The organism is Pseudomonas sp. GT1P32, from assembly GCF_054897805.1.
The window spans coordinates 5,105,872-5,129,408 of the sequence record NZ_CM142704.1 but is presented as its reverse complement, the minus strand read 5'-3'; the positions used below and the strand labels follow the sequence as shown (position 1 = coordinate 5,129,408).

The following is a 23,537-nucleotide window of genomic DNA, read 5'->3' as shown; positions in this document are numbered from 1 at the left end:
GCGATGAGGCCCTCGAGAACGGCGGCGTATATGAGGCCGCCTTCGCCAGCAAGCCGGCTCCTACAAGGGGCTGCGTGTTTCTGCGGGAGTGATATTTGCGTTCAGGGCAAATATCAAATGCCAATACCTCTATTTTTCCGCACAACCCAATCCCCGACACTGCGCTCCATCAATCAACCCACCGGAGTTGCAGCCATGCCCATTGCCTTGCTCGCGCTGACCCTCAGCGCCTTCGCCATCGGGACGACCGAGTTCGTCATCGTTGGCCTGTTACCCACGATCGGCGCCGACCTCGGCGTCAGCCTTCCTTCCGCCGGTCTGCTGGTCAGCCTCTACGCCCTGGGCGTTGCCATCGGTGCCCCGGTGCTGACCGCCCTCACCGGCAAAGTCCCGCGCAAAATGCTGCTGTTGTCGCTGATGGTGCTGTTCACCCTTGGCAACCTGCTGGCGTGGAAAGCGCCGAGCTACGAATCGCTGATCATTGCGCGAATCGTCACCGGCCTGGCCCACGGGGTGTTTTTCTCGATTGGCTCGACCATCGCTACCAGCCTGGTGCCGAAGGAAAAAGCCGCCAGCGCGATTGCGATCATGTTCACCGGCCTGACGGTGGCGCTGGTCACCGGCGTACCGTTGGGGACGTTCATCGGTCAGCATTTCGGCTGGCGTGAAACCTTCCTCGCCGTCTCTGCTTTGGGTGTGATTGCGTTCATCGGCAGCCTGCTCTACGTGCCGAAAAACATCACCCACAGCAAACCGGCTTCGCTGCTGGAGCAGTTGCAGGTCCTCAAGCAACCGCGCCTGCTGCTGGTGTATGCCATGACGGCGGTCGGTTACGGCGGTTCGTTCATCGCCTTCACGTTCCTTGCGCCGATTCTTCAAGACATCTCTGGTTTCAGCGCCGGCACCGTCAGCCTGGTGTTGCTGGTGTACGGCATCTCGGTGGCCGTCGGTAATATCTGGGGCGGCAAACTGGCCGACAAACGCGGCCCGATCAAAGCCCTGAAGATCATCTTCGCCCTGCTCGCCGCCGTGCTGTTCGTGCTGACTTTCACTGCCGGCAACCCATGGCTGGCGCTGGCCACCGTGCTGGTCTGGGGCGCGGTCGCTTTCGGCAACGTGCCGGGCTTGCAGGTGTATGTGGTGCGTCAGGCCGAACATCACACGCCGAATGCGGTGGACGTGGCTTCCGGCCTGAACATCGCGGCGTTCAACCTCGGCATTGCCGGCGGCGCGTGGGGCGGTGGTTTGATCGTCGCCCACATGGGCCTGATCCATACCGCGTGGATCGGTGGTCTGGTGGTGTTGGTGGCGCTGGCGCTGACCGCATGGAGCGGTCGCCTCGATCGCCTCGGCCCGGTCTACGCCGCGGGTTCTACCCGCATAGTCGCCGGTCACTGATTACCCTGTAGGAGCCGGCTTGCTGGCGATAGCGGTGGCACATTCAACATGGATGTGACTGACACACCGCTATCGCCAGCAAGCCGGCTCCTACAGGTTTAGCCCTCCTACCGTCCGTAGTCCCGTCGAAACTTTCTCGCTTGCCCCGCAGTCATCAAAAGACAGGGGCAACCGGGGACCCTCAGACGGGAGGCGACATGGCGGCGATTCACAGCGGTATTTCAGGTTGGCGCTTCTGTGCCTCCGGCGAGCCTGCGGCACAAGGCGTGCTGCCATGAACCGCGCCGAGCAGTTCAACCCCGACGATGACGCGTCAGGAACCGTGAACGCGGTGCGCCGCTTCACCGTGCTGACGGTCAACACGCACAAGGGTTTCACCGCGCTCAACCGGCGTTTCATCCTGCCGGAATTGCGCGAAGCAGTGCGCAGCGTGTCCGCCGACGTGGTGTTTTTGCAGGAAGTCCACGGTGCCCACGAGCACCATCCCCAGCGTTACAGCAACTGGCCGACGATGCCGCAGTACGAATTCCTCGCCGACACGCTGTGGCCGCAATTCGCCTACGGACGCAACGCGGTTTACCCGGCAGGCGATCACGGCAATGCGCTGTTGTCGAAATTCCAGATCATTCGCCACGACAACCTCGACGTGTCCATCAGCGGACACGAAAACCGCGGCCTCCTGCATTGCGTATTGCGCTTGCCCGTCGATGGCCCGGAGGTGCACGCGATTTGCGTCCATCTGGGGCTGCGCGAAAGCCATCGCAATGAACAGCTGAAGCTGCTGACCCAACGCCTCGCAGAATTGCCGAGCGACGCGCCGGTGATTGTCGCCGGTGACTTCAACGACTGGCGTCAGCGCGCCGACGCAATGCTCAAGCCCTGTGGTTTGCGCGAGGTCTTCGCCGAACGCCATGGCAAACCGGCGCGCAGTTTTCCGGCGCGCTTGCCGGCCTTGCGCCTGGACCGCATCTACGTGCGCAACCTTAAGGCCAGTCATCCGCAAGTCCTCGCTGCGCGACCCTGGTCCCACCTTTCCGACCACGCACCGCTATCGGTGGAGATCGAGCTATGAGCAGCGCACCGATGGAAAAAACCACCGTGGATCACGTGCCCACCAACCCGCCGGTGCGCGAGCCCGGCGTGGTCGACGTTGAATACGGTTGGCAGGGCAACAACCGGGTGGAACTGCTGGAAAACGGCGAAGAGTATTTCCCACGGGTATTCGAAGCCATGCGCCAGGCCAAGACTGAAATCCTCCTGGAAACCTTCATCGTTTTCGAGGACAAGGTTGGCGACGAGCTGCAGCACGTGCTGATCGACGCGGCTCAACGCGGCGTGCGGGTTACCGCCAGTCTCGACGGGTTTGGTTGTGGCGAGTTGAGCACCGGTTACCTCACCGCGTTGAGCGAGGCCGGCGTGCACCTGCAAATGTTTGATCCGGCACCGAAACGCCTGGGCATCCGCACCAACTGGTTCCGGCGCCTGCACCGCAAGATCGTGGTGGTCGACGGCACGATTGCGTTCATCGGCGGGATCAACTTTTCCGCCGACCATCTGGCCGACTTCGGCCCCGAGGCCAAACAGGATTACTCGGTTGAAGTGCAAGGCCCGGCGGTGACCGACATTCATCATTTCGCCCTGCTGCAAAGCGGTCGCCCGGCCCGCGCCAAATACTGGTGGCAACGCCGGCGGCAGCGGCGTTCAGAACTGGCGTTCAACGATCACGATGGCCAGGTCCGTTTGGTGTACCGCGACAACGGTGATCATCAAACCGATATCGAAGAGGTTTATCGACATGTCCTGCGCAGCGCCCAGCGTCGTGTGGTGATTGCCAACGCTTATTTCTTTCCCGGTTACCGCTTGCTGCGCGAAATACGCAACGCCGCGCGGCGAGGCGTCGACGTGCGACTGATCCTGCAAGGCCAGCCGGACATGATGGTGGCCAAACTGGCGGCGCGAATGACCTATGACTACCTGCTCAAATCCGGGGTGCAGATTCACGAATATTGCGAGCGCCCGCTGCATGGCAAAGTCGCGCTGGTGGACGAAGACTGGAGCACCGTCGGCTCGAGCAACCTCGACCCGCTGAGCCTGTCGATGAACCTGGAAGCCAATGTGCTGATCCGCGATCGCGCCTTCAACCGCGATTTGTTCGAACGCCTCGAGAGGCTGAGCGACAACCACTGCAAAGCCATGTGCGCGGACAAATCCCCACGCGGACGGGTCTGGCACATGACCGTCGGCTTTCTGGTGTTTCACTTCCTGCGGCACTTCCCGGCGTGGGCCGGCTGGCTGCCGGCACACAAGCCACGCCTGAAACCCTTCACCCACCTCGCCGGGGGCGATCACCATGAGCCGCGCTGAAACCCACTCGGTGCCTCACGCCGACAGCCCGCACAAGTCGCATTGGAGTCGCTGGAAAAAACCGCTGACGATGCTGTTTTTCCTGGCGCTGATCGTCCTGTTCACGATGCTGGCCCAACGCATCGAATGGAACGAAGTGTTCGACACGCTCGCCGATTTCAAGGTGCGCACGCTGATCATCGCCTCCGGGCTGACGCTGGTGAGTTTTCTGGTGTACGCCTGTTTCGACCTGATTGGCCGCACCTATATTCGTCAGGACCTGACCTGGAAACAGATCCTGCCTGTGGGGATCATCAGCTACGCCTTCAACCTCAACCTGAGTGCCTGGGTCGGCGGCATTGCCATGCGCTATCGGCTTTACTCGCGGCTCGGCGTGAACAAAAGCAACATCGCAAAAATCCTCGGCCTGAGCCTGGCGACCAACTGGTTCGGCTACATGGTGATTGCCGGCGCGGTGTTCAGCAGCGGACTAGTACGCATGCCACCGGGCTGGAAACTCAGCAGTGGCGCCTTGCAGGGCGTGGGGGTTTTGTTGCTGTTGGTGAGCGCGGGTTACCTGGCGGCCTGTCAGTATTCCAAGCGACGGGAGTGGGCGATTCGCGGCGTCGAAATCAACCTGCCGTCCCTGCGCATGGCGGTGCTGCAACTGGCGCTCGGGGCGCTGAACTGGTCGCTGATGGCGGCGGTGATTTTCACCCTTCTACCGAGCAAGCTGGATTATCCGCTGGTGCTTGGCGTGTTGTTGATCAGTGCGATTGCCGGGGTGATCACGCACATTCCGGCGGGGCTCGGGGTGTTGGAGGCGGTGTTTGTGGCGTTGCTGCAGCATGAGGTTTCGCGGGGAAGTCTGGTGGCGGGGTTGCTGGCGTATCGGGCGATTTACTTCATATTGCCGTTGTTGATTACGTTGGTGATGTATTTGATTGTCGAAGCCAAGGCCAAGTCGTTGCGGATTGCGAAAAAGCCCAAGTGATTGGGTGGTTGTAAGGACGCCTTCGCGGGCAAGCCTCGCTCCTACGGGATTTGCGCGTTTCTTGTAGGAGCGAGGCTTGCCCGCGAAGGTATCCCCGCCGATCTTATGTCGATTGAATAATGCTCAACCGCTCACCCACCACCATCTCGGTAATCCAGTCCACCAGGATCGACGTATACGCCTGCTGCGAAACCGGCTCGCTCAACGCGTGATCGGCGCCGTCGATGATCCGGTGGGTCAGCGAGTGCGTCTGCTGACACGCCGCCCGGTAACTCATGATGGTCGCATGGGGCACATAGTCGTCTGTCTCGGACTCCACCAGCAGCACATCCCCGGTAAATTGCGAACAGGCATGCAACGCGCGATTGCTGTCGGCGCGCACCAGCGTGCTGCGGTAATCACGCAAATCGAGCTTGTCCAGTTCGCGCTTGGGCGTGTGCCATTGCTCATCGCGATACAACGCCGGCACCCGCAGAGCCAGCCAGCGCACGGGGCGCAATGAGGTCAGAATCGAAGCCAGATAACCGCCATAACTGGTGCCGACCACGGCGATCGCCGAGGTGTCGAGCGCAGGGTGCGCGAGCAATCGGTCGTACGCCGCGAGCAGGTCTCGCAAGTTGTCTTCGCGGGAAACCCGCGTCAGTGGAATGCCGGTGCCGCCGGTGTGCCCGCGCAAGTCGAACGTCAGGCACACGCAGCCCAGACCTGCGATGCCTTTGGCACGTTCAAGATCACGCTCCTGACTGCCGCCCCAACCGTGCACGAAGAGCACGCCGGGGACCTTCGATTTGGGGCTGAGAAAAGTCCCGCTCATCTGTTCATCGTCGATGTCGATCTGAATGGTTTCGCTTCTAGCCGTCATAGGATTTGACCGTTACGTACTTGAGGAGAAATTCACTGTTGTGCGCCGGACCGCGGTACACCTCAATGGCGTTCGCCGGCAGCGCTTGATCGATGTAGGTTTCCACCGAGGACACACGAATCGCGCTCATCTGCGGGTCGTTGACGAAGCTCTGCAACGCCGCGACTTCGGCGCTGCTGGCACCGCCCATGCGCCAGGATTGCTCAAGCACGCCGCTGCGCTGTGTGCCGTTACTGTCCAGGCCTTGCGCGATGTCGTAGTTGCGCCGCGAGGCATAGAAACCCGGATAGGCCTCGTCCGCCGCGCGGTCGAACACCTGCGCTTGCCGGATGGCCAGCCGCACGTCGTCGGGCAGTTGCAGTTCGAGCAGCTCGTCGTAGCCGCCCTGCACCGCGAGCAGATTGGAACCGCCATAGACCTGCTCGCCATGACCGTCTGCAGTCAAGTACTGATCACCGCAGTAACTCAGCACAGTGCCGCCGATGAAGCTTTGGCCGACGCTGTGGGTCACGACCTTGGTCAGGTCTTGCTCCAACACCACACCTTCGGTGAATAGCGCCTTGGCATCGGGTCTGCCGAGGATCGCATCGAATTGGTCGAGGCTCTGGATCACCTCCTGACCGCGCCCGGCGCAGGCATGGATCGGTTTCAGGCGAACCGGTCCGCTATCGAGCAAATGCTCCGCCGCAGGACGCGCATCGTCGAGGGAGAACACGCTGAGCCCCTCGAGCACCACGTTGCGCACCCGTTCGCAAAACAACGGCGACCAGCCGTGCGGAGCAAAAGCGTTTTTGTTGCGCAAGCCGTGGCTGATGGCTTTGGTGCAGATGAAATCATGCTCGACGTAGCCGCCCCACAAATCCTCCGGGCCCTTGACGCCCAATTGCCGCGCGGTCGCAGCGCCGACAATGGTTTGTGTCGGCAGCAGATAAAGATCGCGACCGCTGTGGTGTTCGGGGTCGTAGCTGCCGCCGAATTTGAACCCGAGAACCTGCGCCAGCCAACGGGCCAATGCGCGATTGGTGTCGACTTCGTGTTGTGGCGCGTCGGGCCGCACCGAATGGGCGACCACCAGTTTTTTGCGGTTTGTTGGGGTCATGCGTCCCCCCTTCAATCGGCGCTTGATGAATGTAGTTGTAGGGGTGCAGAGATCAGGCCAAGGGCGGCTGATTTGAAATAATCGGCAATTCAATCAGTTGCCGAATCGGTGATAGCAATGAGCCTGTCTCATTCTGCACGACACTCATTTCAGCTCTGGCATTTTGCACGATCCAAGCCTTGCATAGACCCACTGTAGGAGCGAGCCTGCTCGCGAAAGCGACCTTTCAGGCAACATAGATGCTGACCGTCACGGCCTCTTCGCGAGCAGGCTCGCTCCTACACTGAATTGATGTTCACTGACGGACCGATGCGGTAGTCGGCGTCACCCCAAACCGCGCCCGATAATCACTCGGCGCCAGCCCGGTGATTTTCTTGAACGTCGCACGAAAGGCGCTCGGGTCCTGATAACCGACGGTCCAGGCAATGTGGTCGATGGTGCCGTTGGTGAACTCCAACATTTCCCGGGCCTTGCCGACCCGCAGATGCTGACAGTACTCGGTAGGTTTCAGCCCGGTTGCAGCACGAAATCTGCGCAGGAAAGTACGCTCTTCCAGCCCTGCCCGTTCAGCCATGGTCGCCAGCGACACATCGGTCGCGCCGGTGCTTTGCAGCCAATGCTGAACCTTGAGAATCGAGGCGTCGCCGTGGCTGAGAATCGGTGAAAAGTTGCTGCCACATTCACTCGCACTGTCGCTGTGTTCCACCACCAGAAACCGCGCAGTGCCGGTGGCAATGCTCGGCCCCAGCAATCGGTCGACCAGGCGCAAACCCAGCTCGGACCAGGCCATCAATCCGGCGGTGGTGATCAAGTCGCCGTCATCGACGATCGGCGTATCGGCCTTGAGCTTGATCGCCGGATAACGCTCGGCGAACGCCTTGGCCGACGTCCAGTGGGTGGTGGCACTGCGGCCGTCGAGCAGGCCGCTTTCAGCCAATAGAATCGAGCCCACGCAGACGCCGCCGAGGGTCGCGCCTTGTGCATGTTGCTGACGAATCCAGCGCAGCAAGCCTTGCGGCGCCTGGCCTTCGGAAAAACCGGCAATCGACGGCGGGATCAACACCGCCACCAATGCGCCGTCCGGTGCGGGATGGCTGTCGTAGACGCGTTTGGGGGGCTGATCGCCATCGACCTGCCAATGGCTGACCCGCAACAGCGGTAACTGCGCCGCCTGATAGTCGGCGGCAATCCGGTTCGCCACCCCGAACAAGTCTGTCAGCCCGTGCACCGCCGCCATCTGCGCGCCGGGATAAATCAGTACGCCCAGCTCGGCGATTGCCCTTTGTGCGTCCATTGTCAGTTTTCCCCCTTTTATTGTCGGTGCGGCCGATCCTCGGACGGTCCGCCAGAGCCAATACTTCATTCCACACCAACACACACTTCGAGGAAACAGTCATGGCCAAGCAAGCACTCATCGTAGTTGATATCCAAAACGACTACTTCCCCCAGGGCAAGTGGCCGCTGGTCGGCGCCGACGCTGCTGCGGACAACGCCGTACGCCTGCTCAAAGCCTTTCGCGATGCCGGTGATTCGGTGGTGCACATTCGCCACGAGTTCACTTCCGACGAAGCGCCCTTCTTCACCCCGGGCTCCGAGGGCGCAAAGCTGCATCCCAAAGTCCTGAACCGTGCCGATGAGCCGGTGGTGCTCAAGCACTTCGTCAACTCGTTCCGCGAAACTGAACTGCAGTCAATTCTCGACGAGCAGGGCATCAAGGAATTGGTGGTGGTCGGCAGCATGAGCCACATGTGCGTCGACGGCATTACCCGTGCGGCCAACGACCTCGGCTACAGCGTCACGGTGATCCATGACGCCTGTGCCTCACGGGATCTGGAGTTCAACGGACTTACGGTTCCGGCTGCCCATGTTCATGCCGCGTTCATGTCTGCGTTGGGTTTTGCCTATGCCAGTGTGGTGTCTACTGCCGAGTTTCTGGCTGGTTGAGGTGAGCTGAGCTGAGCTGAACGGAGCTGAACGGAGCTGAGTACATATCCGTTGCTGCGGTAACGGCTTCTATTGGTTTCGCTCTTACAGCGAGTCACTTGGAGAAGCGCCAAGTAACCAAGCGCTTCTGCCCCTTTCGTTCGGTGCCTCGCTGTGGCTCGGCATGCCCTCGCTCCGGTCCTGCTCCGTGGGCCCGCCGCCATCGGCCATCCCTGGCCGGGGGCGGCTAACCCGGCATCCATGCCGGGTTGCCCACTGCGCAGAACCTCCTCTCGGCCTCTCGAGGGGGCGACTACCGCCACAGCCGCCGAGGCGGCCTGAAAGCCGACCTGGCTCTTCAGTTGTCCGCGTTGTCCTTCTTTGATGCGCTCACTCATTCCGGACATGTGCACCGCTCCCCTGTAGGAGCCGGCTTGCTGGCGATAGCGTCCTTTCAGGCGATAGATGTGTCGACTGACCCACCGCTATCGCCAGCAAGCCGGCTCCTACAGTTGATCGTATTTATCCAAACACATATGCATTTCCCTTGTAGGAGCCAGCTTGCTGGCGATGGCGTCCTTTCAGGCGATAAATGCGTCGACTGACCCACCGCCATCGCCGGCAAGCCGGCTCCTACAGGGGGTACGTACGCTTTTGATTTTCACCACTCATCAGGCCGAGCGTTAGCTCGCCTTCCGCTTTTGATCTGAGCGCCCCCTCGAGAGGCCGAGCGCAGGTTCTGCGCAGTGGGCAACCCGGCATGGATGGCCGATGGCGGCGGGCCCACGGAGCAGGACCGGAGCGAGGGCATGCCGAGCCTAGGCGAGGCACCGAACGAAAGGGGCAAGAGCCCTTGGTTACTTGGGGCTTTTCCAAGTGACTCGCCGTAAGGGCGAAACCGATATCCGCCATCACCCAAAAAACGGATATCCCCCCAATCCCCGCCCCCACCACCCATAAAAAAATCTCACGCGTGAGCTATTGAGCCCAGCAAAAATTGCCTGTAGTGTTTCTCACGCGTGAGTTTTTCACAACGAGGTCAGCACCATGAACAGCAGCTCTCCATCAGATCCGCCTTCCGGGTCTGTGAACGATTCAGCAAGCCGCAAGGGAGAGCGCTCGAAACCGTCCGCGAAAAAACCGTCGAGCTTCTACATGAAGCAGATGCGCGCGGGCCTGGGTGCCGCCGGTTATGTAAAACACGAGACTTGGGTGCTTCCCGAAAACCGAAGCCTGCTCAAGCAGATGGAGAAACAGCTACGCCAACCGATTCTGGCTGGCTCATTCATGTCGGAGAATTACATGAGCGCAGGTAACAACTGGAACATCGATCGCCTCTACAGCGCCCTTCAAGCCCTGGACGAAGTGGTCTCGAACGACATCACCCTCTCCCTCGTCCAAGGCTCCGAATCCAGCATCAAGCTGGAAATGAACGACTTCGGTGGCTTGCCGATTTACATCGCGGTAGTGGGCGACCAGATCATCGTCGATACCGTGCTGGTCGACGTCGAGTCGATCAAGGACGTGCCGGCCTTCAATGATGCCGTGCTGCGCAGCCGGGAAATGTTCCCGCTGTCCTCGATCGGCATCGAGTCCATGCCCAACGGGCAGGTCGTTTACAACATGTTTGGCGCGCTCAGCTCCGACTCGAGCCTGACCAACGTCGTAACCGAGGTCAAAACCCTCGTCGACAACGTGCAGCGCGCCAGCGAAGCCTTCGAACGTTTTTTCAATTAATTATTCGGGAATCAGGGAAAATCCAATGACTCAGTCCATCTGGAGCAAATTGTTCACCGCACTGCGTGGCGGCGCCAATGAAGTCGGCGAATCGATCGTCGACCAACAGGCCCTGCGCATCCTCGACCAGGAAATTCGCGATGCCGACAGCGCGCTGGCCAACGCCAAGCGTGAACTGGTAACCATCATGGCCAAGCACAAACTGTCGGCCGATCGCGTCAGCGAGTACAACGCCAAGATCAAGGACCTGGAATCCAAGGCGCTGGCCGCCATTCAGGCCAACCGCGAAGACCTGGCACTGGAAGTGGCCGAAGCCATTTCGACCCTGACCAACGAGCTGGATGTCGAGCAGAAGCAGGCCACCGAATTCGGCGGTTATGCGGACAACATGCGCAAAGACATCACCAAGGCTGAAAACCGCATCAAGAGCCTGCGCCAGCAAGTGGACATGGCCAAGGCCCGCGAAAGCGTGCAGAAAGCCCAGGTCAGCGCGTCCATCGCCAGCGGCGGCGCCAACGGCAAACTGGAAACCGCAGTCGGCACGCTGAACCGCTTGCAAGCCAAGCAGCAGCAACGCGCCGCTGAACTGGAAGCCCAGGACCAACTGGCCGATGCGTCGACCGGCACCGACCTGGAGCGCAAGCTGCGCGAAGCCGGCATCACGCCGGACGCAGGCAGCGCCAACGCGATTCTGGAGCGCCTGAAGCAGAAATCGGCTGAGTAATCGACTCAGTCGCAGATGCATAACCTGTGGGAGCTAGCCTGCTAGCGATTACGGTTTGTCAGGCGACATTAATGTTGACTGACACTTCCTCTTCGCGAGCAGGCTCGCTCCCACAATGGATATGCGTTTCAGTTTTTTGTTGAATCGAGGTCAAGGATGGGTGCCCTGAAGGGTTTCAAGACAATCGCCAGCCTCGCCATTTTCATGGTGGCGCTGCAACTGCTCAACGCCGCGACCGGCTACAGCCTTCTGGCATTCGGCCTGGTGCCGAGAACGGTCCACGGACTGGTCGGCATCATCACCTCGCCTTTTTTGCACGCGTCCTTTGCGCACCTCAGCGCCAACCTTATCCCCTTCCTGATTCTGGGCACCCTGGTCATTGTCGACGGGCTCAACCGGTTCCTGGCCGTCAGCGCGATCATCATTCTGCTGGGCGGCGCGCTGGTCTGGCTGTTCGGATTTTCCGGCGTGCACATTGGCGACAGCGGCTGGGTATTCGGATTGTGGGCCTATCTCCTGTCCCGCGCCTGGTTTCACCGCAGCTGGGGCAACCTGATCACGGCCAGCGTCGTGGCGCTGCTCTATGGCGGCCTGGTCTTCGGCTTCCTTCCGCGACAGGGTGTGTCCTTCGAAGGACATCTCTTTGGGGCGCTCGCCGGATTTATTGCAGCCAAGGTACTTTTCTCTGCGCCGCGCAGCAGGTTTAATGCCGCCGGTTAACCGCACTTGAGCATTCAGACGCCGAGGCGATAACGTCGCCAGGAATGAGTACCCACGGAGTCAGGGACGAAATGTCGATTTTCCTTTTACTGCGCATGTATGCCTCGTCCCTCTTCCACCGATTCGGTTGGGCAGGACTGGTCATCGCCTTGGCCGTGCACCTGACCACGGCGTATCTGGGCCTGGTGTTGCTGGGCGAACAGCACCTCACCGCCCCCGCCACGTTTACCTACTTCTATCTCACTACCACGCTTACCGTAGGCTATGGCGATCTCGCGCCACAGACATCGGCGGGGCGCATTTTCGTGGCCACCTGGGTCATGCTCGGCGGCATTGCGCTGCTGACGGCTGCCATCGGCAAAACCACCAGCAGCGTTATCGATGTATGGAGAAAAAGCATGAAGGGCAAAGGTGACTACACCGGCAATGTCGGGCATACGGTGCTCATCGGCTGGGAAGGTGCGTCCAGCGAACGGGTCGTTGAATTATTGCTTCAGGATGAAACCTCCAACGACAACCTGATCGTCATTTGCGATTGCACCCTTGAAGAAAACCCCATGCCCGGCCAGGCAGCCTTCATCAAGGGCGAAAGCCTGTCCTCGGTGGCGCTGCTGCTACGCGCTGGCGTTCCCGGTGCCGAACGCGTTCTGGTGCGAACCCATTCAGACGACCTGACCCTGGCCACCGTGCTGGCGGTCAATCAACTTAAGCCTGTCGGGCATGTGGTCGCCCACTTCAATGACAGTGAAATCGCCGCGCTTGCCAGCGCCTACGCCCCCAGCCTGGAATGCACATCAAGCATGGCCATCGAGATGCTTGTGCGCGCGTCTCAGGACCCCGGCTCGTCCGTGGTCATCAATGAATTGCTATGCGTGGGCCAGGGCGCGACCCAATACTTGATGAAACTGCCCGAGACGTTTAACGCGACCTTCGGCGATCTGTACACGCAGATGAAAGAACGTCACAACGCCACCCTCATCGGCTACCGCGCCAAGGGCGCCCGACAACCATCGATCAACCCGCCTGGCGCCACACGCGTCGAGGGCGGCGAGCTCTTCTACATCGCCTCCACTCGCCTCAAGGAAATCTCCAATGGGATGGTTTAAACAGTTGATGGGGCTTGAGGCCCCGAACGCGAATTCAGAATCGAAATGGACCGCCGGCGAAACCCAGCCGGCCGTCGGCCCGCTGGGTCTGGCACTGGGCAAAGGCGTGATGTTCGACAGCACGCTGCAATTGCTGCTCGACGAAAAAACCGCCGTGGCGATCCCTGGCTCGCAGCAGATCTGGAGCAACGGCACCATTGACCTCGGGCAGTCGACCTGGCTGTCGCGCTATTACATGAACGACGAAGACTACTGGCTGCAAGTGCACACCACCGGCGATATCGCCGGCCAGGTCGAGTCGGTGATCCTGTTCAACTACCTCAGCTACATCACCATCAGCAGCGAAGCGGAGCTGCGCCGTCTGGCCGGCCCGAATAGCCTGATCGGGCTGCCGACCTACACCCACAACGGCGTCGAATACACCCGCGAATGGGGCACCGAGAATGGCCAGACTGAATTGGTGGCGTTGAGCGAACAGCTGAAAAACCCGGACGAGTCCTACAGTGTCGAGCACCGTTCGATGCTGTACGCCCGCGAAACCGGCCTGACCGACCGCCGTGAATTCCTGCTGTTTTCCGTCGAAGAAGACGCCGAAGGCACGATCAGCTTGAGCACTTCGCTGGGTATTTCGCTGTACACCACCGACCTGAACACTTTTTAAAAAGGAAGAAACCCATGCTAGAAGCGCTCTCCGTCTCCCTGAACAAAGCCGCCGTGTTCGGGTTTGTTGCGTACATCCTCGGCGCCGCCGTGCTGTTCGCGCTGTTCCAGTTCATCTACACCCGCATTACCCCGCACAAAGAATTCGAACTGATCCGTTCGGGCAACGTCGCGGCTGCAATCGCCCTGGGCGGTGCGGTCATCGGTTTCGCGATTCCGGCCAGCAACGTGATCGCCTACTCGATCAGCCTCCTCGACTTCGTGGTCTGGGCAGTCATCGCCGCGTTCGTGCAATTGTTGGCGTTCCTGATGACCAGCCTGGTGCTCAAGGGCACCTCCGAGCGCATCAAGAAAGGTGAAATCGCCGCCGGTATCTACGTGGCAGCCGTGGCCATCAGCGTCGGCATGTTGAACGCCGCCTGCATGACCCCTTCCCAGAACTGATCGCGCACGGAGCTCCCGATGAAACGAAGCAAGTACGTTCAGCTGTCGCTGGCAGCCTCGGTCGCGATGGCGATTTCGGGCTGCGGGCCGACGGAAAAAACCTACTCGATGCAGAAAAAGTACAACTTCCAGTCCGTGCAACAATGCGCCGATGAGAAGCTTCCGGTGGACGTCTGCTCGGACGCCTTTATGACCGCCATGGCTGAACACCGGCGCATTGCCCCGGTGTACGACAACCAGGCCGATTGCGAAGCCGACTTCGTCGCCGATTGGTGCCAGCAGGACTCTGCCGGCAAATTCATCCCCAAGCTCGGCGGCTTTGAACTGACCGCCAATGGCGAGGTGACGCAATCCCAGGTGGACGCCGCCAAAGCGCAATTGCCTGCCTCGGAAGCAAACAGTGGCGGTTCGGGATTCTCCGGCACCAGCCTGCTGACCGGCCTGCTGATCGGCAACATGCTGAGCAACAACCGCAACAGCTACTATTCCGAGCCGGTGTACCGCTACCGCGATGACCGTGGCAGCTATTCGTCTTCGACACTCGGCCAGCGGATTTCGAAAGGTTCGACCTTTACCAAGTCCAATCAGGCGCGATACGGCAGCAGCAACTACGCCGACTCGATTCGTTCCGCCAGCAAACCGGTGTCCGTTGCCTCGTCCACTTCCCGTGGCGGCTTCGGCAGCAAAGCCAGTGCGCGCAGCGGCTGGGGTGGCGGCGGGTCGAGCAGTTAAGGAAACAGGGCCATGAAGAAAATCCTCTGCGCAGAGCGTCATGACTGGAAACAGACCGCCGAAAACCTCGGCTTTCTGTTTCACACCATCGACAACGAACCCTATTGGGACGAGAGCGCGTACTACCAGTTCACGCTCAAGCAGATCGAGAACGATCTCGAAGACCCGACCACCGAGATCCATGAGATGTGCATGGACCTGGTGGCTCGCGTGGTGCAGAGCGAGGAACTGCTGGAACGCCTGAGCATTCCGGCACCGTTCTACGACCTAGTTCGTACGTCATGGCTCGAAGGTCATCCGCATCTGTACGGGCGCATGGACTTTTCCTACAACGGCAACGGCCCGGCCAAACTGCTGGAGCTCAACTACGACACGCCGACCAGCCTCTACGAAGCGGCGGCGTTCCAGTGGGGCTGGCTGGAGCAATGCATTGAGCGCGGTCTGTTGCCCAAGAACGCTGACCAGTTCAACAGCATCGACACCAAGCTGCATCAGGCCTTTGCTCAACTGCAGCTCACGCGTCCCTTCTATTTCGCCTCGATGAAAGACTCGGTCGAGGACAAGGGCACCACCGATTACCTGCGGCTGGTTGCGGAAAAAGTCGGCATCGAATCCCGCCACATCGACATCGAAGACATTGGCCTCACCAATGACGGACGTTTCGTCGATCTTGAAGATCGCTGGATTCCTCACCTGTTCAAACTGCACGCCTGGGAGTTCATCTTCCACGAGCCTTTTGGTGCAGCGATTGCCCAGAGCGATACGCAGTTTTTCGAACCGGCCTGGAAATCCATCATCTCCAACAAAGGCATCCTGCCGCTGCTGTGGGAATTCAACAAAGGCCATCCGAACCTGCTCGCCGCCCACCTGGATACCGACCCGAACAAGGCAGTGCCCAAGGGTTGGGTGCGCAAGCCATTCTTCTCGCGGGAAGGCGCCAACATCGAGCTGCAAACAGCGGACGGTCTGATCGTGAAAGAGGACGGGCCCTACACGGACGCGCCGTTTATCCTTCAGGAGTTCGCGCCGTTGCCGCAGTTTGGCGATAGCTACACGCTGATCGGTTCGTGGGTGATCGGCGATCAAGCGGCGGGCATCGGTGTACGCGAGGACAACAGCTTGATTACCAAGGATTCCAGCCGATTCTTGCCGCACCTGATACTCGACTGAACAGTTACCGTTAGCGGAAAAGCCCGTTGCCATGCATCGGGCGTCGGGGTGAAACAGGCGTAAACCCGATCAGGGACCCGACAACCACAAGACTTACCGCTGAAAAGCCGGATAATGGCGGCCAAATCGTCTAGCCCGTTATTCTGGTACCCCCCCATGGAAATCAAGGTCAACTTTCTCGACAACCTTCGGCTTGAAGCCAAGTTCGACGACTTCACGGTGGTGGCCGATCAACCAATCCGCTACAAGGGCGATGGCTCGGCACCCGGTCCGTTCGACTACTTCCTGGCTTCGTCGGCGTTGTGTGCGGCGTATTTCGTGAAGTTGTACTGCAGCACACGCAATATCCCCACGGATAACATCCGCCTGTCGCAGAACAACATTGTTGACCCGGAAAACCGCTACAACCAGATTTTCAAGATCCAGGTCGAGTTGCCCGCGGACATCTCCGACAAGGACCGCCAGGGCATCCTGCGTTCCATCGACCGTTGCACCGTGAAAAAAGTGGTGCAGGCCGGGCCTGAATTTGTGATCGAAGAAGTGGAAAACCTCGACGCCGATGCCCAGGCGTTGTTGATGCCTGCTTCCAGTTCAGAGGCGAGCACTTACATTGCCGGCAAGGATCTGCCGCTGGAACAAACCATCGCCAACATGTCGGCCATTCTGGCGGACCTGGGCATGAAGATTGAAATCGCCTCGTGGCGCAATATCGTGCCCAATGTGTGGTCGCTGCATATCCGCGATGCACACTCGCCGATGTGCTTCACCAACGGCAAGGGTGCGACCAAGGAAGGCGCACTGGCGTCGGCGTTGGGCGAGTTTATCGAGCGGCTCAACTGCAACTTCTTCTACAACGACCAGTTCTGGGGCGAAGACATCGCCAACGCGGAATTTGTGCACTATCCGGACGAGCGCTGGTTCAAGCCTGGCCGTAAAGACGCACTGCCGACCGAGATTCTCGACGAGTACTGCCTGAAGATTTACAACCGCGACGGCGAACTGCGTGGCTCCCATCTGATCGACACCAACTCGGGCAATGAAGAGCGCGGTATCTGCTCGCTGCCGTACGTGCGCCAGTCGGACGGCGAGGTGGTGTATTTCCCGTCCAACCTGATTGAAAACCTGTACCTGAGCAACGGCATGAGTGCCGGCAACACGCTGGCCGAAGCTCAGGTGCAGTGCCTGTCGGAGATCTTCGAGCGCGCGGTAAAACGCGAAATCATCGAAGGTGAATTTGCACTGCCGGATGTGCCGGCCCACGTGCTGGCGAAGTACCCAGGGATCCTCGCCGGCATTCAGGCGCTGGAAGAACAGGGTTTCCCGGTGTTGGTGAAGGATGCGTCCCTGGGCGGTGAATTCCCGGTGATGTGCGTCACGTTGATGAACCCGCGCACCGGCGGTGTGTTCGCCTCGTTCGGCGCGCACCCAAGCCTTGAAGTGGCACTGGAACGCAGCCTCACCGAATTGCTGCAAGGCCGCAGCTTCGAAGGCCTCAATGACCTGCCCCAGCCGACGTTTGAAGGTCATGCGGTGACCGAGCCGAACAACTTCGTCGAGCACTTCATCGACTCGAGCGGCATTGTGTCGTGGCGCTTCTTCAGTTCGAAGTCGGATTACGAATTCGTGGAGTGGGACTTCTCCGGCCAGGGTGAAAACTCGAACACCGAGGAAGCCGCGACCTTGTTCGGCATTCTCGAAGGCATGGGCAAGGAAGTGTACATGGCGGTCTACGAGCATATCGGCGCGACGGCCTGCCGCATCCTGGTGCCGGACTATTCGGAAATTTATCCGGTAGACGATCTGATCTGGGATAACACCAACAAAGCGCTGTTCTTCCGCGAAGACATCCTGAACCTGCATCGCCTGGACGAAGAAGAACTGCGAGCGCTGGTCGAGCGTCTGGTGGAAAGTGAGCTGGACGACTACACCGACATCACCAGCTTGATCGGCATCGAATTTGACGACAATACCGCTTGGGGTCAGCTGACGATCCTGGAATTGAAGCTGCTGATTTATCTCGCCCTGCAACAGTTTGAAGAGGCGAAAGAGGCGGTGGAAATGTTCCTTCAGTACAACGACAACACGGTTGAGCGCGGTTTGTTCTACCAGGCTGTCAATGTGGTGCTGGAGATGAAGCTGGACGAAGACCTGGAACTGGAAGACTACGAGGCCAATTTCCGCCGGATGTTTGGCAGCGAGCGGACGGACGCAGCGATCGGCTCCGTGGACGGGACCGTGCGCTTCCATGGCTTGACGCCGACCAGCATGAAACTGGAGGGGCTCGACAGACATCTGCGCCTGATCGACAGCTACAAAAAACTGCATACGGCACGGGCCAACGTAACCACCTCATCCCGTTGAGCGCAAATCTGTAGGAGCCGGCTTGCTGGCGATGAACGATAGCGCGGTTCGCCTGATTAACCGCGTTGCCGCCATCGCCAGCAAGCCGGCTCCTACAAATTAGTGTGCAAAAGAAAACCCCCGACCAGTCCAGAGGACCGATCGGGGGTTTCGAGGCTAAACCTTACAAAGGCCTAAGCCATATCCTAGAACGGGATATCATCATCAAAGCTGTCGAAATCCGGAGCCGGCTGAGGAGCAGCCTGCTGTGGAGCCGGGCGCGACTGTTGCGGTGCCGACTGCTGCGGACGCGGTGCCTGCTGCTGGCGTGGAGCCGGAGCGGACTGCTGGTAGTTGTTGCCCCCGCCTTGTTGGTCGCCCTGCTGTGGACGGCCGCCCAGCAGTTGCATGGTGCCTTGCATGTCGACCACGATTTCAGTGGTGTAACGCTTGATACCGTCTTTTTCCCACTCGCGGGTCTGTAGCTTGCCTTCGATGTAGACCTGCGAACCTTTACGCAGGTATTCGCCGGCGATTTCCGCCACTTTGCCGAACATCGACACACGGTGCCATTCGGTCTTCTCGACCTTCTGACCGGTCTGCTTGTCGGTCCACTGTTCGCTGGTCGCCAGACTCAGGTTGGTCACGGCGTTACCGTTAGGCAAGTAGCGAACTTCGGGATCCTGGCCGCAAGTGCCGACCAATATGACTTTGTTAACCCCACGGGCCATAACGTTCTCCTAGGCTACGCACGCTGCCTCGGGCGGGTTGTTCACCAGGCGCTCGAGGGTAGTGCGATCCAATAGTTCTGTGTCCAATTTGATGTAAATCGCTGCTTCATCAGCAACGATTACCGCATCTGTTACCCCTACGACGGCCTTCAGGCGCTCAACCAGACCCGCTTCGCGGATCGCCTCGGGCGACAACGGCAAGCGCAGGCTCGTGACATAAGGTGGTTCGCGCATGGTAACAGCAAAGGCCAGCCAGAGGGCAGCCAGGCCGGCGCATCCGAGGAAGACAACCGACAGACCGCCATGCTGGAACATCCAGCCGCCGAGGATCCCGCCCAGTGCCGATCCGAGGAACTGACTGGTGGAATAAACCCCCATCGCCGTGCCCTTGCCGCCCGCCGGTGAAACCTTGCTGATCAGCGATGGCAGCGAAGCTTCCAGCAAGTTGAACGCGGTAAAGAACACCACCGTCCCGATCACCAGAGCCCGCAAGTTATCGCCGAACTGCCAGAAGAATAGCTCAGTGAGCATCAGCGTCAGCACTGCGCCCAATAAAACTCGTTTCATTTTGCGTTTCTTCTCGCCGTAGATAATGAACGGGATCATGGCGAAGAAGGAAATCAGCAGCGCGGTCAGGTAGACCCACCAGTGCTGCTCTTTGGGCAGGCCGGCTTTTTCGACCAGGGCCAGCGGCAATGCCACGAAGCTCGACATCAACATCGCGTGCAACACAAAAATACCCAGGTCCAGGCGCAGCAGGTCCGGGTGCTTGAGCGTCGGCATCAACGCCTGACGCGCAACGCCGGACTCACGGTGCTGCAACGGCCCGGTGGAGCGCGGCACCATGAACATCACGATCACGATGCCCACCAGCGCCATGCCACCGGTGGCGAGGAACAACCCGGACAGCCCGAAGGCGCGAGTCAGCAAAGGCCCTACCACCATGGCGACCGCGAACGACAGACCAATCGTCATACCGATCATGGCCATGGCTTTGGTCCGATGCTGTTCGCGGGTCAGGTCTGACAGCAACGCCATCACTGCTGCGGAAATCGCCCCGGCGCCTTGAAGGATTCGTCCGGCGATAACGCCCCAGATCGAGTCAGCGTTGGCCGCCAGCACACTGCCAAGGGCGAATACGATCAGCCCAAGGTAAATCACCGGGCGGCGCCCGATGCGGTCGGAAATGAAGCCGAACGGAATCTGAAAAATCGCCTGGGTCAGGCCGTAAGCGCCAATCGCCAGCCCGATGAGGGCCGGGGTCGCTCCTGCCAGATCCATCCCATAGGTCGCCAGTACCGGCAACACCATGAACATGCCAAGCATACGGAAGGCGAACACGAGGGCCAGACCGCTTGCTGCGCGGGTCTCACTGCCACTCATGCGTTCGCTGTGGGGATCGTGCATGGAAAAACCTCATGTGAACCGGCGGCGATTCTACCAGTCCCATCGATTGACAGGGTATATCGCGACGCTTTGACGCGCTCCGCTGACAGACTCTTCATGTACGACAGTAAACCACTCGTTTGATAGTGTGCATCCATCCAGTATTTGGCCGTATACTCCTACGTTTTCGACGCCCGCCGAGCGAGGCCACTTTGGACAAGATCCTGATTCGTGGGGCCCGAACCCACAACCTGAAGAACATCGACCTGACCCTGCCACGGGACAAACTGATCGTCATCACCGGCTTGTCCGGATCCGGCAAATCGTCCCTGGCGTTCGACACGCTGTACGCCGAAGGCCAGCGCCGCTATGTCGAGTCGCTGTCGGCCTATGCCCGGCAGTTTTTGTCGATGATGGAAAAGCCTGACGTCGACACCATTGAAGGTTTGTCGCCAGCCATTTCCATCGAACAGAAGTCGACCTCGCACAACCCGCGTTCGACGGTCGGCACCATCACCGAAATCTACGACTATCTGCGCCTGCTCTATGCTCGCGTCGGTATTCCGCGCTGCCCGGATCACGATATTCCGCTGGAAGCGCAGACCGTCAGCCAGATGGTCGACCTGGTCCTCGCCCAACCGGAGGGCAGCAAACTGATGCTGCTGGCGCCGGTGATCCGCGAGCGCAAAGGCGAACATCTTTCGGTCTTCGAAGAATTGCGCGCCCAGGGCTTTGTCCGGGCCCGGGTCAACGGCAGGATCTGCGAACTGGACGAACTGCCGAAGCTGGACAAGCAGAAGAAGCATTCGATTGACGTCATCGTCGACCGCTTCAAGGTCCGCGCCGATCTGCAACAGCGTCTGGCGGAATCCTTCGAGACCGCACTGAAGCTGGCGGACGGCATTGCCCTGGTCGCACCGATGGACGACGAACCCGGCGAAGAGATGATCTTCTCCGCGCGCTTCGCCTGCCCGATCTGCGGTCACGCGATCAGCGAGCTGGAACCCAAGCTGTTCTCCTTCAACAACCCGGCCGGTGCCTGCCCGACGTGCGATGGTCTGGGCGTGAAGCAGTTCTTCGACATCAAGCGACTGGTCAATGGCGAACTGACCCTGGCCGAAGGCGCGATTCGCGGCTGGGACAGGCGTAACGTCTATTACTTCCAGATGCTCGGGTCGCTGGCGGCGCACTACAAATTCAGCCTCGAAGTGCCGTTCAACGAACTGCCGGCCGATCAGCAGAAATTCATCCTGCACGGCAGCGGCTCCCAGAACGTCGATTTCAAATACCTGAATGACCGTGGCGACATCGTCAAACGTTCGCACCCGTTCGAAGGCATCGTGCCAAACCTGGAACGTCGCTATCGCGAAACCGAATCGGCTTCGGTGCGCGAAGAGCTGGCCAAGTTCCTCAGCACCCAGCATTGCCCGGATTGCCGTGGCACCCGCCTGCGTCGCGAGGCGCGACATGTCTGGGTCGGCGAGAAAACGCTGCCGGCGGTGACCAATCTGCCGATTGGCGATGCGTGCGAATACTTCGGCGTGCTGAAGCTGACCGGGCGTCGCGGTGAAATTGCCGACAAGATCCTCAAGGAAATCCGCGAGCGCCTGCAGTTCCTGGTCAACGTCGGCCTCGATTATCTGTCGCTGGATCGCAGTGCGGACACGTTGTCCGGTGGCGAGGCGCAACGGATTCGTCTGGCCAGTCAGATTGGTGCCGGCCTGGTGGGCGTTCTATACATCCTCGATGAACCGTCGATTGGTCTGCACCAGCGCGACAACGACCGTTTGCTCGGCACACTCAAGCACCTGCGCGACATCGGCAACACGGTGATCGTGGTCGAACACGATGAAGATGCCATTCGCCTCGCTGACTATGTTGTGGATATCGGCCCGGGTGCCGGCGTTCATGGCGGACATATCGTCGCCGAAGGTACGCCAGCGGAAGTTATGGCTCACCCTGACTCGCTGACCGGCAAATATTTGTCTGGCCGGGTGAAGATTGCCGTCCCTGCCAAACGCACACCGCGTAACAAGAAATTGTCGCTGTCCCTCAAGGGCGCTCGCGGCAACAACTTGCGCAACGTCGATCTGGAGATTCCGATTGGCCTGCTGACCTGCGTTACCGGCGTGTCCGGTTCGGGCAAGTCGACGCTGATCAACAACACACTGTTTCCTTTGAGCGCGACGGCACTCAACGGTGCAACGACGCTTGAGGCTGCAGCTCACGACAGCATCAAAGGGCTGGAGCATCTGGACAAGGTCGTCGACATTGACCAGAGCCCGATCGGCCGCACGCCACGCTCCAACCCGGCGACGTACACCGGGCTGTTCACGCCGATTCGCGAACTGTTCGCCGGCGTGCCGGAATCCCGCTCCCGCGGTTACGGGCCGGGGCGTTTCTCCTTCAACGTGAAGGGCGGACGCTGCGAGGCCTGCCAGGGCGATGGCCTGATCAAGGTTGAAATGCACTTCCTGCCGGACATCTATGTTCCGTGCGACGTCTGCAAGAGCAAGCGCTACAACCGCGAAACGCTGGAGATCAAGTACAAGGGCAAGAGCATCCACGAAACCCTCGAGATGACCATCGAGGAAGCTCGAGTGTTCTTCGACGCGGTGCCAGCACTGGCACGCAAGCTTCAGACGTTGATGGATGTCGGCCTTTCGTACATCAAGCTGGGGCAATCAGCGACCACGCTGTCTGGTGGTGAAGCACAGCGGGTGAAACTGTCCCGCGAGCTATCCAAGCGCGATACCGGCAAGACGCTTTACATCCTCGATGAGCCAACCACCGGTTTGCACTTCGCGGATATCCAGCAACTGCTCGACGTGCTGCATCGACTGCGCGACCACGGCAACACCGTGGTGGTGATCGAGCACAACCTGGACGTGATCAAGACGGCTGATTGGTTGGTGGATCTTGGACCGGAAGGTGGTTCCAAAGGCGGGCAGATCATTGCCGTTGGTACACCGGAAGAAGTCTCCGAGATGAAGCAGTCTCACACCGGTTTCTATCTCAAACCGTTGCTGGCTCGCGACAAGGCCTGAATCAGGCCCATGAAAAAGCCCCTGTCACTTTGTCGGTGACAGGGGCTTTTTTGTTCACACTGTAGGAGCACAGCTTGCTGGCGATGGCGATATCAAGGACGCCTTCGCCAGCAAGCTGTGC

At 59.8% G+C, this 23,537-nt stretch carries 20 protein-coding genes; 15 read left to right on the top strand and 5 right to left on the bottom strand.

Going from position 1 to position 23,537, the window contains the following annotated elements; translation table 11 throughout:
• Positions 1–195 precede the first annotated feature (195 nt).
• From ACYZUC_RS23520 to ACYZUC_RS23505, 4 genes are all read left to right on the top strand, one after another.
• Complete coding sequence (locus ACYZUC_RS23520; RefSeq protein WP_008034454.1) at positions 196–1,398, top strand: MFS transporter; 1,203 nt, start codon at positions 196–198, stop codon at positions 1,396–1,398.
• A gap of 274 nt (positions 1,399–1,672) precedes the next feature.
• Positions 1,673–2,470: an endonuclease/exonuclease/phosphatase family protein gene (locus ACYZUC_RS23515; protein ID WP_461990692.1), complete on the top strand. Its 798-nt coding sequence runs from the start codon at positions 1,673–1,675 to the stop codon at positions 2,468–2,470.
• Positions 2,467–3,762, top strand: coding sequence for a cardiolipin synthase ClsB (gene clsB / locus ACYZUC_RS23510; RefSeq protein WP_461990690.1), 1,296 nt, complete (start codon positions 2,467–2,469; stop codon positions 3,760–3,762). Before ACYZUC_RS23515 ends, clsB begins: the two co-directional genes overlap by 4 nt.
• Entirely contained in the window at positions 3,749–4,735 is a 987-nt protein-coding gene (locus ACYZUC_RS23505) for a lysylphosphatidylglycerol synthase domain-containing protein (protein ID WP_461990688.1), read from the top strand. The genes clsB and ACYZUC_RS23505 overlap by 14 nt, the downstream gene beginning before the upstream one ends.
• Positions 4,736–4,838: 103 nt before the next feature.
• On the opposite strand, the gene ACYZUC_RS23500 is transcribed toward ACYZUC_RS23505, so the two are convergent.
• The 3 genes from ACYZUC_RS23500 to ACYZUC_RS23490 all read right to left on the bottom strand — a co-directional run bounded on the left by ACYZUC_RS23500 (position 4,839) and on the right by ACYZUC_RS23490 (position 7,990).
• Positions 4,839–5,597: an alpha/beta hydrolase family protein gene (locus ACYZUC_RS23500; protein WP_461990686.1), complete on the bottom strand. Its 759-nt coding sequence runs from the start codon at positions 5,595–5,597 to the stop codon at positions 4,839–4,841.
• Complete coding sequence (locus ACYZUC_RS23495; protein WP_461990684.1) at positions 5,587–6,696, bottom strand: DUF3182 family protein; 1,110 nt, start codon at positions 6,694–6,696, stop codon at positions 5,587–5,589. Before ACYZUC_RS23495 ends, ACYZUC_RS23500 begins: the two co-directional genes overlap by 11 nt.
• Before the next feature lie 295 nt (positions 6,697–6,991).
• The gene (locus ACYZUC_RS23490) at positions 6,992–7,990 is read right to left on the bottom strand and encodes a GlxA family transcriptional regulator (protein WP_461990682.1); all 999 of its coding nucleotides are present in this window, start codon (positions 7,988–7,990) and stop codon (positions 6,992–6,994) included.
• Positions 7,991–8,091: 101 nt separating this feature from the next.
• Between ACYZUC_RS23490 and ACYZUC_RS23485 the strand changes: the two genes are divergently transcribed.
• The 10 genes from ACYZUC_RS23485 to ACYZUC_RS23440 all read left to right on the top strand — a co-directional run bounded on the left by ACYZUC_RS23485 (position 8,092) and on the right by ACYZUC_RS23440 (position 18,273).
• Positions 8,092–8,640, top strand: coding sequence for a cysteine hydrolase family protein (locus ACYZUC_RS23485; protein ID WP_461990680.1), 549 nt, complete (start codon positions 8,092–8,094; stop codon positions 8,638–8,640).
• A gap of 1,134 nt (positions 8,641–9,774) precedes the next feature.
• Complete coding sequence (locus ACYZUC_RS23480; RefSeq protein WP_085988408.1) at positions 9,775–10,356, top strand: YjfI family protein; 582 nt, start codon at positions 9,775–9,777, stop codon at positions 10,354–10,356.
• Between the two features lie 25 nt (positions 10,357–10,381).
• Positions 10,382–11,080 carry a PspA/IM30 family protein gene (locus ACYZUC_RS23475; protein ID WP_223555571.1) on the top strand — a complete coding sequence of 233 codons (699 nt, stop codon included), beginning with the start codon at positions 10,382–10,384 and terminating at the stop codon, positions 11,078–11,080.
• A 156-nt stretch (positions 11,081–11,236) separates the two neighbouring features.
• Positions 11,237–11,800 carry a rhomboid family intramembrane serine protease gene (locus tag ACYZUC_RS23470; RefSeq protein WP_461990677.1) on the top strand — a complete coding sequence of 188 codons (564 nt, stop codon included), beginning with the start codon at positions 11,237–11,239 and terminating at the stop codon, positions 11,798–11,800.
• A 71-nt stretch (positions 11,801–11,871) separates the two neighbouring features.
• Entirely contained in the window at positions 11,872–12,906 is a 1,035-nt protein-coding gene (locus ACYZUC_RS23465; RefSeq protein WP_461990675.1) for an ion channel, read from the top strand.
• On the top strand, positions 12,893–13,567 hold the full coding sequence (locus tag ACYZUC_RS23460; RefSeq protein WP_461990673.1) for a DUF2491 family protein: 675 nt from the start codon (positions 12,893–12,895) through the stop codon (positions 13,565–13,567). The genes ACYZUC_RS23465 and ACYZUC_RS23460 overlap by 14 nt, the downstream gene beginning before the upstream one ends.
• Positions 13,568–13,581: 14 nt before the next feature.
• Complete coding sequence (locus ACYZUC_RS23455; protein ID WP_461990671.1) at positions 13,582–14,010, top strand: DUF350 domain-containing protein; 429 nt, start codon at positions 13,582–13,584, stop codon at positions 14,008–14,010.
• Positions 14,011–14,028: 18 nt separating this feature from the next.
• Positions 14,029–14,742, top strand: a complete 714-nt coding sequence (locus ACYZUC_RS23450; protein ID WP_192228087.1) for a DUF1190 domain-containing protein — start codon at positions 14,029–14,031, stop codon at positions 14,740–14,742.
• A gap of 12 nt (positions 14,743–14,754) precedes the next feature.
• Positions 14,755–15,912, top strand: a complete 1,158-nt coding sequence (locus ACYZUC_RS23445) for a glutathionylspermidine synthase family protein (RefSeq protein WP_461990669.1) — start codon at positions 14,755–14,757, stop codon at positions 15,910–15,912.
• A gap of 156 nt (positions 15,913–16,068) precedes the next feature.
• On the top strand, positions 16,069–18,273 hold the full coding sequence (locus ACYZUC_RS23440; RefSeq protein ID WP_461990667.1) for an OsmC domain/YcaO domain-containing protein: 2,205 nt from the start codon (positions 16,069–16,071) through the stop codon (positions 18,271–18,273).
• A 185-nt stretch (positions 18,274–18,458) separates the two neighbouring features.
• Here ACYZUC_RS23440 and ACYZUC_RS23435 read toward each other — a convergent pair whose 3' ends face one another.
• A complete protein-coding gene (locus tag ACYZUC_RS23435; RefSeq protein WP_008041307.1) occupies positions 18,459–18,983 on the bottom strand; it encodes a single-stranded DNA-binding protein in 525 nt (174 codons plus the stop codon).
• Positions 18,984–18,992: 9 nt separating this feature from the next.
• On the bottom strand, positions 18,993–20,390 hold the full coding sequence (locus ACYZUC_RS23430; protein ID WP_461990665.1) for an MFS transporter: 1,398 nt from the start codon (positions 20,388–20,390) through the stop codon (positions 18,993–18,995).
• A 191-nt stretch (positions 20,391–20,581) separates the two neighbouring features.
• On the opposite strand from ACYZUC_RS23430, the gene uvrA reads away from it, so the two are divergent.
• On the top strand, positions 20,582–23,416 hold the full coding sequence (uvrA, locus tag ACYZUC_RS23425; protein ID WP_461990663.1) for an excinuclease ABC subunit UvrA: 2,835 nt from the start codon (positions 20,582–20,584) through the stop codon (positions 23,414–23,416).
• Positions 23,417–23,537: the final 121 nt, after the last annotated feature.